The 11,690-nt window shown below is 41.6% G+C and carries 11 protein-coding genes; 4 read left to right on the top strand and 7 right to left on the bottom strand.

Annotation, left to right across the window (positions count from 1 at the left end; all coding sequences use genetic code 11):
- Positions 1-42: 42 nt before the first annotated feature.
- Positions 43-1,410 carry an ATPase, T2SS/T4P/T4SS family gene (locus tag Q0C29_RS02320; RefSeq protein ID WP_291999048.1) on the top strand — a complete coding sequence of 456 codons (1,368 nt, stop codon included), beginning with the start codon at positions 43-45 and terminating at the stop codon, positions 1,408-1,410.
- A gap of 50 nt (positions 1,411-1,460) precedes the next feature.
- Entirely contained in the window at positions 1,461-2,864 is a 1,404-nt protein-coding gene (gene serS, locus Q0C29_RS02325; RefSeq protein WP_291999049.1) for a serine--tRNA ligase, read from the top strand.
- A 359-nt stretch (positions 2,865-3,223) separates the two neighbouring features.
- Here the strand turns inward: serS and Q0C29_RS02330 are convergent, their stop codons facing one another.
- The 6 genes from Q0C29_RS02330 to Q0C29_RS02355 all read right to left on the bottom strand — a co-directional run bounded on the left by Q0C29_RS02330 (position 3,224) and on the right by Q0C29_RS02355 (position 8,864).
- The gene (locus Q0C29_RS02330; protein WP_291999050.1) at positions 3,224-3,835 is read right to left on the bottom strand and encodes a tetratricopeptide repeat protein; all 612 of its coding nucleotides are present in this window, start codon (positions 3,833-3,835) and stop codon (positions 3,224-3,226) included.
- 135 nt (positions 3,836-3,970) lie between these two features.
- Positions 3,971-5,536 carry a hypothetical protein gene (locus tag Q0C29_RS02335; RefSeq protein WP_291999051.1) on the bottom strand — a complete coding sequence of 522 codons (1,566 nt, stop codon included), beginning with the start codon at positions 5,534-5,536 and terminating at the stop codon, positions 3,971-3,973.
- A 589-nt stretch (positions 5,537-6,125) separates the two neighbouring features.
- On the bottom strand, positions 6,126-6,428 hold the full coding sequence (locus tag Q0C29_RS02340) for a hypothetical protein (RefSeq protein ID WP_291999052.1): 303 nt from the start codon (positions 6,426-6,428) through the stop codon (positions 6,126-6,128).
- Positions 6,418-6,648 (bottom strand): type II toxin-antitoxin system CcdA family antitoxin, encoded by a 231-nt coding sequence (locus tag Q0C29_RS02345; RefSeq protein ID WP_291999053.1) that lies wholly within the window; start codon positions 6,646-6,648, stop codon positions 6,418-6,420. Before Q0C29_RS02345 ends, Q0C29_RS02340 begins: the two co-directional genes overlap by 11 nt.
- A gap of 285 nt (positions 6,649-6,933) precedes the next feature.
- Complete coding sequence (locus tag Q0C29_RS02350; RefSeq protein WP_291999054.1) at positions 6,934-7,056, bottom strand: hypothetical protein; 123 nt, start codon at positions 7,054-7,056, stop codon at positions 6,934-6,936.
- Positions 7,057-7,256: 200 nt separating this feature from the next.
- The gene (locus Q0C29_RS02355) at positions 7,257-8,864 is read right to left on the bottom strand and encodes a M48 family metalloprotease (RefSeq protein ID WP_291999055.1); all 1,608 of its coding nucleotides are present in this window, start codon (positions 8,862-8,864) and stop codon (positions 7,257-7,259) included.
- An 81-nt stretch (positions 8,865-8,945) separates the two neighbouring features.
- On the opposite strand from Q0C29_RS02355, the gene Q0C29_RS02360 reads away from it, so the two are divergent.
- Positions 8,946-9,362 (top strand): hypothetical protein, encoded by a 417-nt coding sequence (locus Q0C29_RS02360; RefSeq protein WP_291999056.1) that lies wholly within the window; start codon positions 8,946-8,948, stop codon positions 9,360-9,362.
- A 64-nt stretch (positions 9,363-9,426) separates the two neighbouring features.
- Here Q0C29_RS02360 and Q0C29_RS02365 read toward each other — a convergent pair whose 3' ends face one another.
- The gene (locus Q0C29_RS02365) at positions 9,427-10,569 is read right to left on the bottom strand and encodes a PLP-dependent aminotransferase family protein (protein WP_291999057.1); all 1,143 of its coding nucleotides are present in this window, start codon (positions 10,567-10,569) and stop codon (positions 9,427-9,429) included.
- Positions 10,570-10,657: 88 nt separating this feature from the next.
- Here Q0C29_RS02365 and Q0C29_RS02370 point away from each other — a divergent pair, with 88 nt between their 5' ends.
- A complete protein-coding gene (locus tag Q0C29_RS02370; protein WP_291999058.1) occupies positions 10,658-11,515 on the top strand; it encodes an NAD(P)-dependent oxidoreductase in 858 nt (285 codons plus the stop codon).
- Positions 11,516-11,690 lie beyond the last annotated feature (175 nt).

Below are 11,690 nucleotides of genomic sequence, written 5' to 3' on the forward strand. Positions count from 1 at the left end.
AAACTATACGCTAATACTAGCTAAGTTTATTTGGCACCAATAATGCATGTGTCACTAGCTAAACCCACCGGCAATATACTGGCCAGTAAGGTAATGGTAAACTTAGGCATTAAGACTCTTATTGAGTATAGGGGCATTGGCGGCATCATTCAAGTTTTCCTAATTGATCAAGTCCCAGAGTACTTGGCGTTAATTGACCCATCATACTTTGAGGAGTGGATTAAGCTCGGTAAGAACCCTGCTAAGTTGACTAAGGTTTACCGTAGGGTTTTAGGTAAATTAGGGCATAAGCCTGATGATGAACACTTCAGTGGTCTTGTAAAAGCCATTATTGATAGGTGGCTTAATGCCTACGGTTCAGTGACTCCATTACTCATGGATGATGATATAACGGACATCTACATTGATACCAATGGTGTTAGGGTTAACCATAGGGATTATGGGCTATGCTTTGTTAGGTTAAGTGAAGTTAAGGTAATTAGGCCCATTAGGCTAATCCCAATGAGGCTTACTGAATCAACATTAACAGTAAGGGATTTGGTTAATCGAGTGGCTGTTAATGCGGCTAAAAGAACCAGGACACCTATAACAGCCTATATGCCGTTAGTATCAGTAACCGACCCTGAATACAAGGTTAGGTTCACGGTGTCTACAATGCCTGTGTCTCAAACAAGCGTGCATGTTAGGATACTGCCGAGTAAACCCTGGACATTACCTATACTTGTTAAACTGGGTATGCTTACTGTTAATCAAGCTGCATTACTGTGGAAACTGGCTGACGAGAAAGTACCCATACTTATTGGTGGATCCATGGGTTCAGGTAAAACTAGCCTTGCTAATGCAATAGCCATAATGCTTAAGCCTAATATGCTGAAAGTGCTGGTAATGGATGTTGATGAAATGAACTTACCAGGTCATTTATCCGTTAAATTATTTGAAAGAAAATCCTTCGGCTTGGGTGTTAAACCTATAACTAAAGATGAGTTAATAGCCCACGCATTAAGAATGGGTGCTGACTATGTCATTGTTAATGAGGTTAGGGAACCAGAAGAGGTTAAGGCATGGTTAAACGCAGTGACTACTGGGCATGGAGGGATTACAACATTCCACGCTGATAATTATCAACAGATGGCTAGGAGACTTTCAGTTCTAGCTCCTGGCTCTGAGGAGGTGTTGAAGAACATGGTAGTAGTGATAGTGGGTTCTGAGCTCATACCGACGAGCATTGAGGGTAATTTAAAGGTTATGAGGAGGCTTAGGTACGTTAAGGACATTATAGTACCCAGTGAGGTTAATGAGGAGTACTTAGGCTTTAAGGATGACTTACACCTGAGGAGGAACGTTATAGGGAACTTAATGGATGCGTCAATTGACCAACTCCTATCAACGATAGGTAAACTCTACTCTTAGGTATTCCCACTAAGGATAAGCGTTATTAAGGTATACTTGAAGTAGTTAACGTGAGTTGGAGCCTACTCACTGCCCTTAGGGAGAGGCCTGAGGAGGTTAAGAGGATGCTTAAGTGGAGAGGGTATGATGAATCAATGGTTGATCAATTCAATTCCCTTGATAACAAGTGGAAGAGCATTAAAGCTAAGACTGATGAACTTAGGCATAAGAGAAATAGCTTAAGCAGTCAAATATCTAAGGCTCCTCCGGAGGCAAGGGGCCTAATGATAGAGGAGGCTAATAGGGTTCTTAAGGAGCTTGAGGGCCTTAACGCTGAACTTAAGAACATTGAGGATGAAAGGGATAAGCTACTTAGGAGATTCCCAAATTTACTTCATGAGTCAGTCTACTTAACGTGTCCAAATGAATCAGCCGAATCAATAACCCTGAAGTACTTTGGGGAGCCAAAGGCCTGGAGGGGATACTTAGGTGAATTAAGCGGCTTCAGCGGCCTTGAATTTAAGATTATTGACTGGCAACCTGTTGGGCATGCAGATATGCTTGAGCGTGTTCTCGGCCTTGGTGACACAACTAAGGCTGGTGAGGTGGCTGGGAGTAGGTTCTTTTACCTCTTCGATGATGTTGCTTGGCTTAACCTAGCCCTATCCCTATATGCGGTGGATTTCCTAACACAAAGAGGATTTAGGTTAGTTATGCCGCCTCACATGCTTAATTACGATGTTATAAGCTCAGTAATAGACTTCGAGGCCTTTAAGGATGCAATATATAGTGTGGATAATGAGCAACTTTACCTAATAGGTACGGCTGAGCATCCATTAGCCGCACTATACCGTGGTAGTGAACTACTTGAGAAGGACTTACCAATACTCCTAGCTGGCTTCTCACCATCGTACAGGAAGGAGGCTGGGGCGGGTAATAGGGACTTGAAGGGCATATTCAGGGTTCATCAATTCTACAAGGTTGAGCAATTTGTCTTCACATTACCTGAGGAGAGCTGGAATTGGCATGAGAAGCTTCTGAATAACCTAGTGGACATATGGAGTAGCCTCGAATTACCCTTCAGGATTGTCTTAGTGTGCCCAAGGGAAATGTCTAGGACAGCCGCTAAGCAGTATGACTTAGAGGCTTGGATGCCTGCTCAAGGCATGTTTAGGGAAATGGCATCATGCAGTAATGTAACTGACTGGCAGTCATATAGGCTTGGGATTAGGGTAATTAGGAAGGGTATGAGGAGGGAGTATGTTCATACCCTAAACAGTACAGCCATAGCCGTGGAGAGAACCATAACCGCAATACTTGAGAATAACCAGGAGGAGGATGGTACAGTAAGAATACCTAAGGTACTCAACAAGTACCTAGAAGCCTTCCCCAAGGCTCCAAGAGACTACATACACCCTAAGGCTAAGATAGTGAGAGATAGTAGCGGTAAAATAGTGGATATTGTTAAAACTTAGCCTATAAGCAAATTAAGTTAACTAATAGTTGCCGCAGGGGCATTTTCATTGCTTAAAATTAAGCCTACGCTATCCTCTCGATATTAGGAAAACAACATACCCATTACCCTCTTAGCCATACCCAAGGTATCCCAACATAATCATACCATCGTTGCTTCCCAAGTCGATAGCACCGTAGCCTACTTATCCTTACCTAAATTGATGCGAGCTACCCTGCCTTTCAAGGCGGGTCTTTACCTTACCCTTAGCCCATGCTAGGGGTGATGACTTACAGGTAGTCGAGTCGGCTCCTAGACCCGTAAACCAGTTAAAGCTCTATAGCTCCATGTTTAAATACCCCCACCATGAACGGTGAAGTTTCAAGAACGGTTATAATTATTCATAATTAATTGCGCGCATTTCCCCTTATGCTTAGTAATGGCCTTAGTTAATAAGTCTTCAGCAACCTCAATGATGCCTTGGTCAATATTCCTCATGTTCTTTAATGATTTAAGTGAATCCATGAGCATGCTAATACCCTCACATTCCCTCCTTTCATATGGCTTCTCCTTAACTAAAGCCCTATACTTAGCCATAGCTACTTGTCCCTCTTCACGTTTACCAATCTTAAACGCTGCCACGGCTAGGCTATGCCAACTGTAGGCGTAGTTAGGTTCCTTTTCAATTGACTCCTTAAATAACCTATAGGCCAACTCATACTTACCCAGCTTAAAGGCGCACCACCCACCCCAGAGTAGGCTTGATGCATCGCCTTGTCTTAGGTTTAATTCAAGAGCCCTCTCGTAAGCCTTCAATGCCTCACTCTTGTTGCCAGTTGCCTCAAGGCATATGGCTAAACCATGCCATGCCCCTGGTATTTCAGGGCACCTAGATAAATACCCCCTGTAGAGCTCTAACCCATGAGAATACTCCATTAGGCATATTGAAGCTTCAGCAGCTTTATAGAGCGCCTTACAGAAGTCTACACTCATAGGCTAGGAGAAGTATCCTACTTATAAATATTACCCCGAAAAGCAAACCACCACAAAATAACACATATAATCAATACCATGGCTTAGAGATTAGTGCAGAGGCTTGAATCATTTACTTGGATTAAGTACTAAGGTTTAGGATGAACATGGCGTCTCCACGGGTAGTGGATATACGCCTATTGGCCCCTGCGTATAGTAATTTATGCTTTGTTCACTTACCTGAGGGTTACCTGTTGGGTTGAATTGAAGTATGAAGTAGATTGAACTTTGGAAGGCTTCCCATAAACCACCATTACTAGTACTGTAGCACACTAGGCCACTTGACCAATACACTGGTGAAGCAGCGGTATTAACAGTACTTGGATTAATCTGCCAACTACCCTGGAAATCAGTAACACCAAAACCAACAGGGTAGTAGGCGTTTGCCTCCGTGGATGCGGAGGTGCAGAACCAGTTAGGATTCTCAACACCAATAAACCATGCTAAGTTAGCCGTCATTTCAGGTCCTCCAACGATGGTTAACGTTGAGGTTAATGAAGCAATTGGATCACCAGCCACCTCAGCTTCATATAGGAACTCAAGAGATTCACTAGCGAGATCCAGAATTAACTCAAGCTCAGAGTAGCTAAACCATGAGCAACCAGTATTACTGGGTTGGGCAGCGCTGGTAGCGCCAGTCCACGTCATGTATGAATTGTAGCCGTTTAAAACATCAATGGTGTAACCCGTAGTCATATTGATGCCGACATTGTAGTACTGAAATGATCCACTATTAGCATAAGGATTACTACCACTAACATAATAGTTACTGAACCCCAGGTAATTAACTGAGATAGTATTGCCCTCACCCTGATAGTAATTCGCACCTAATATGCAGTAATCAAATGCGTATTGGTTATTGGTTTCTGAATCAGTATAAGATTGCTGACCAGTTGCAATAAGCCAATTATTACTACTAAGATATCCTCTGGCTACTGAGCATGGATCTTGGTTCACGTAAGTTGGATCACTAGGTGATCCTTGGGTTAATGGTGTGGTTGAATTAGCCTTAACCCATTCCTCAATTAGCCCATTAATAGTTAATACATATCCCATACGCACTTGTATAGGACTAACCACCAGATAGTTACGTCCACCAAAGGCAATAATATATGCTGGCCCATTCACATGCATAACTGGGTATCCAATTATATGACTCCTGAAGTGCTTGCCCCAGGCAACTGAGGCAACATCCTCAAGAAGTGGGACTATTCTGGGATGGTTAGTGTAGAGGATCACCAGGTCACCATGCCCAATGGGTGTCTCAAGTAACTCCGCAAGTTGACTGGGAGTTAACTGCGTGACTCCACTGACGTAGTCCCAGTCAATGATAATAATTGATTCGTTAGGTAAGGATGATAATTGACTAATATTAATAGCCTTAACTAAAGCTGGTGAAGAACTAATGTTAATTATTGAACGAATGAACCAGCCAGGGCCTATGATATAAGTGACTGTAGGTAGGGCTAATGATTGACCCTTAACCGACTCATTAATGCTATACCTATATGAACTGAAGCCGTATTTAATGTTTTGGATAGCTTCCCTAACAGTGTTAGGAATCTTACTTACAGTAGTAATGTAATTAACTGCGTTTAAGGTTATGATTAATGCCGCTAACGCCAGCATTACGCTAGCAATAATTAACCTAGCGCTGGGCATAGGAGCTATACTGGTAAGGGGTATATATAACTCTATGAAGGGACATTAGCATTCGAGCTACTAATCGCACTAAGTAAAGACACTAATATTAATTGCTGTTACTAAAAACCCTAGGTCTGTGTCTTTAATGTACATCGCACCAGGTCAATGAATTCCTCCTTGGTTAAGTAGTGAAGAATGATGAAAGACTACAAAGGTCACTGAACTCTAAAATTTAAATCGTATTTATACTGTATTCATATATAACCTGTTAGTTACCGTGGCTACCATTGAAGATTTAATGAAATTAGCTAATACCTCCTATTTGTGTATTAGTATCAAGAACCCAATTTTCCTATCATGAATCCTCAGCTATGGTAGTCATCTTCACATGGGAGTGTTTAAGCAAGGCTCCTTATTAATTCATAGCTACGCTACTCTTATCATTGCTTCTATGAGTAAGGAAATATTGCTATATATGGTTTTCTTAACCTATAATTGAAGTTACGCATAGTTATTAGTTGCATGAAGTCTGTGTAACTTATGGCGTTTCTTGAGGACTTAAGTACCTTTTTATCATTGGTCACCAACTTCATGCCGATGCTCTCCGCTACATATACGTAACTAGTGTCGTAGACGTCAAACCTCTATCTGTCACGACCTTAAATACCTCAGTTAACGGTAGATCACCAAGAACATTAATATGCCTAAGGAGCCTCTGCATATCATTAATAACCCTATCTGGATCACTGATTTTCCTAAGCAGGTATGTCTCCTTCCATAAAGCGTTTCCAACCTCATAAATAATTAGGTGTAGTATGCGGATTCTGCTGAGAAGTATCTTATCAATAACCTCACTATGCTGAATCAACGAGAATATGGCTGACGCGTCAAACAAATAATCATCTTGCATCCCTATTTCCCCTAATTAACCTAGTCCATTCTTCATCATCAATACCACAGAGTAACTCCCTTAACTCACTAGCAATGCTCCTCATCTCCTCCCTCTCCTTCTCCCTAATTGCATTCTCGAGCACCTTCTCAACAATATCCCTAATATTTATGCCAAGTTGTTCAGCCCTTTCCTTCAGCTCCCTCCTAACCCTAACACTAAGAATTACAGTAGAGCCCATACACGTAATACTGAATATTGTAATATAAATTCTTCGTATACTATGAAGTATCTACAGCCATAATAACCAAGTATCATCATCCATATTCTTCAATAGGTAACATAAAATCTCACCCTTTTGGGTTTGGGGTTACGCATTAGTTAATTTAGCTAGCATAAATGGTGGCCCAATCTTCGGTAATAGTGGCATATACCCATTACCTACATCCTCCCACCTAGTTAAGACCTATAATGAGACTAAGGGATTCTGGAGTTCAGTTTCATTGTGGCTAATAGTCATTGACTATTAGTAACTTGGCTTCATTACTCCTTCCTCGCCTTCCCGTGTCGTCTGTGGGTTTGGCTTCCTTTGAGAGTATGGAGGGGTTTCATTGGGTGCCTTCCTTAAGGCTTCAGCGGCATCCTCCAATTAAACATCACCATAAAGATTTCATAAATTTCCTGCCATAATACTCTAGCCCACTTGATCACATTAAGGAGATTAAAAGCAATCAAAAACAACGAATAGCCACGTAAAAAGCGTTACAGACTATTAAAGCTGAAAATATGAGCTTCTACATTGAGGCATTATGGGCATAAGATATACCAGTTATGATATTAACACTGCAATTAATGGTTTTCGTCAATTGAATACGCATCTGCAAATATTCTCAGTGCCTCATCCTCAGGGATCCCGTACTTCTTAGCAATCTTAAGAATTCTATTCACGGGAGCTGGGTGAGTTAAGTAGACATTCTCAATAGGGCCGAATCTAAGGGGCATCATGGTGGCCTTTGTTAGTTTGCCTAAGGCGGAAATATATGCCCTTGGGTTGAAACCAGCCTTGGCCGCATCCGCGTCAGCCTGGGATTCAAGTCTCCTCTGAACAAACCTAATGATGGGTATAAAACCACTAAGGAACACTACTATGATTACCGGAGCTGACCAAATGGGAAAGGATTTGGATGCTGCGTACGATAATGCTAGGCTAAAGGAGGCTAATATTGTAATTATTAAAATGGTTAATGCATTAATGTGCCTATGCCTAATGTGGCTAACCTCATGAACCAGAACTGAGTAAAGTTCCTCTGTCGTTAACATATTCATTAGGGATTCAGCCACTATAATCCTGTTTCCACTTATGGCTACGGCGTTATACCTAGATCCCATTATGTGCTCTGAGACGTAAGCCTTAGGTGGATTACCTAAACGCCCCATCTTAACCCAAATATCATTAACCATATCCTGAACTCTTGGGTCACTTGTTAATTTACCGTAAAGTAGCCTAGGGCCTAGGTTAGCTATGATTGCATTAAGGGCCAGTGTCATTGACGCAAAGACTACAGCAAGTATCGCGCCTCTAAAGAACCATGGGCTATTACTTAACTTAATGAATGTGAACCATGATGCGAAACCATAGACCCCTCCAGTTAGAAAGATTGAAATTAGTATGATAGCGCTGAACTTCCTCAAAGCCTTCTCATCAACAATATTACTCCATTTATCCTTAATAAGCCTCTTTAGCGCATTCACGTAATGACGCTGAATAAGCGATGTAGACACTATAGCTAAAACTACTGGGGTAACAATGCTTAAGCCAAGATTCCACTGGTAGTCACCTATGATTGGCCTCAGTACGTACAATAGGGGCTCAAAGTACAGTAAGCCGGCGCTAAGACCTATGAGGAAGAGTATTAGCCATATTATCTGTAGTGGGAACGACGTAATTATGGAAAATGAGTATATTTGTGCGGTTTTAGTTGAGGTTATCTGTTTCTTCAATGCCATCCTTCCAAACACCGCGATTGTGGGTATTTGCCACGTTAAGAGTAGTATGGATAGGGCGAATAAAAACCAGTCAATACCCATGTAGGCTACGGTTAAGTTACCTTGACTAAGGCTAACACTAATTAGGATTATTTTACTAGTGTTAACAAGAATCAACTTCGGTTCAGTTCTAAGTGCACCCAGAAGTAGTGTTAAATTGCAAATAAGTAATCGCCCATTCCAAGGCACCTTAAGTAATATATTGACTAAACTGCGGTTAACTACACTATACTCTAACACGCCACATTTAATATCATTAGTAATGCTCGTTAAGTTAATGGGCCTTACTAAGGGGCCCTCAATATGAATGTAGGCAGTATACGGGGATACTGCGGAGACTTGAATATACGATTGGGAGTTAACCATACTTTGCATTAAGGCTAATATTACGGCTACCAATACGGTAATCATTGATTATCCCGTTAATGTTGGTTTTTAAACCTTAATATATGGTTACTTATTTATAATTTAATAATATATAGGCATTAACATATGGTTAACTTCAATGATGATTTTAACCTAGTAAATCTTAACGAAGTTGCTGATTACCTAGGCAATGCTTTTAACCTCATGGTTAGTGGAAGCATAATGAGCCTACTCTATAAGTCTTACCTATACGTATCTGTGGAGTGTGATATGAATTATGATAAGTATGACGATGGTGGACGTAGGTATGTGCCATGCATCTTCAAGCTCACTAGGCCTATTGCTCGAAAAGTATCATTAACGCTAGGTGATTACACCAATAGACTACTTGGTGAGGGCAACAAGATTGTAAATGTGAGGGTTATTAATGATGCTGAACTAGACGTGAGGATTTACGCTGATGCAATGAAGAAGGGCTACACAACTGGGGAATTAGTGGATAGGTTAATGGGCGTGGTAGAGGGCTACATGTACTGCGCCTAGATCATTGCCTCAATGAACAGTACCTTCAATTGCAGGATACAGTAATAGTCTCATGGCTTAAGGATTAATTCATACCCTTAATTAAGCTTGCAAGGAGCCTAATACCCTCCTCAATCTTCTCAGCCTTAATAGCACCAATGCTTAACCTTGCTACGTCTGAGGGGTTGTAGTTAATGAAGAATTTCCTGGCCGGTACATAGGTTAACCCAGCCTTAGATGTAGCCCTAAGTAACTTCTCAGCATTCACACTTAGCCTAACTAATGCGTAGAACCCGCATGTTGGCGTAAACTGTAGGGAATTAGGCATGTACCTATCCAGGGCGTTGATAAGGATTTTAAGCTTCTCATCATAGACCTTCCTTGCTTTATCCAAGACTTTACCCACTACGTTGTTTTTGAGAAGTGTATAGACGATTAATTGAGTTAGGGTTGATGTAGCGAAGTCGTGCTGTTCAAGCCTCTCCAAATGCCCCCTAAGCCAATTAGGAGCAACAATGAAGCCTACCCTAAGCCCTGGGCCAATTACCTTAGAGAACGTACCCACGTAAATAACGCTACTATGCATTGCCCTAAGCGGCCTTGGTGCTTTTAATGAGAGTACAGTGTATGGATCATCCTCAATTATTAAGAAGTCCCTCTCCTCAATCGCCTTAATTAATTCCCTTCTACCATCCTCACTCATGCAGACGCCGGTTGGGTTATGGCAATTGGGTATTGTGTATACGACATCCCCCTCCTTAATCATTTTAACTAATTCACCAGTTAACATCCCCTCATTACTAATGGGTACACCAGTAACTTTAGCCCCCTGGAACCTAAATGGTGCAAGAGTCTCGTAGAAAGTTGGATCCTCCACGTAAACTCTAACACCCCTCCTAATCAGTAATTGAGTTAGTAGCTTAATGGCGTGCTGAGCACCACTAGTTATTACTATACTCCTCCAGTCAGCATCAATACCTAGGTACTCCCTAAGGTACCTAGATGTCTCAATCCTAAGTTCCCTTAACCCACCAGCCCCAGGGTAGGATAAGGCGCTTGAACCATACTCAGTCAACACATTTTCAGCAGCCTCCTTAACCTCAGTAATTGGTATTAGGCTTGGGTCAGGTGAACCACTGGCGAAATTGTAGACAACACCCCGTTTACTTAACCTACTGGCTAGCTCAACAGGCGACCAATCAACCCTAGGTAACTTAATTTTAACCATTGAAACCACGCCAGCGCCAGCTTTAATTGCATTAATGGTCAGGGAATTGACTTGAAAAACTATTAAATAAAAAGCCTAATTAAGACTCATGCGGGTCTGCGTCATAGGGTTAGGGAGAATGGGTAGGGGTATTGCAGTGAACTTATCGAGAAAAGGACATGAGGTCCTAGGTTTCGATATTGATCCTAACGCTGCAAGTAAGCTCAGCGGTAGTAACGTAATAGTGACTAGTGACATGCTTAAGTGCCCTGAGGGCGCTGATTACGTAATTATTGCAGTGCCGACAGGTAAGGAGTCAATAAGCGTAATTAATAGTATTGCTGGGGTTGTTAAGGGAACAATACTGGATACCACAACAATGAGCCTTAGTGAACTGAAGGATGCACTTAAGGTTGTAGAGGAAAGGGGATTAAGGTACTTATCAGTCAGGCTTGAGAAAGGGCCTAGAGAGGCTGAGAGAGGGGAACTTATCCTATATGTGGGTGGTGATGAGGAATTATTTAAGGAATCAAGCAGTATCCTAAGCCAAATAGGTACACCAGTGTACGTTGGTAACCATGAGCAAGCCACAGCACTTAAACTAATAAGCAACGTAATATTAACAGCAAATGCAGTAATACTGGCCGAAGTATCAGCAGTCATCCGTAAACTCGGAATGGATCCAGACACCGTAGTTAAGGCATTATCAATGGGCGGCTCTGATTCAGCTCAATTAAGGGCTAGACTACCATGGATGCTTAAGGGTAATTACGGCGAATCCTTCTCACTGAGACTTGCCAGGGATGTTATTGATAAGGCCCTTGAATACGCACAATCCATGGGCATTCAACTACCCATAACAACCCTCATAGATGAATTACTCAGGATTGCTGAAGCGGCTGGATACGGTTCAAAAGACTTCTCTGAAATAGCAGAAATGCTTAAGGTTAATGAAAGAAAACTTTAAGGCAAGAAATATTGGAATCTAAAATATCTACAACACCGCACTAAGAGAGAAATAAATATTTATTTTTTGATTTAGGGTTGTTTTGTTTATCTTCTTCTTAGTGCTATTATTGCTGCTGTGGCTGCTACTATAATCACTATGATTACTATGCCTATTACTAGTGTTGTGCTTACTA

It is taken from the genome of Caldivirga sp. (assembly GCF_023256255.1).
In the GTDB taxonomy this organism is placed as follows: domain Archaea; phylum Thermoproteota; class Thermoprotei; order Thermoproteales; family Thermocladiaceae; genus Caldivirga.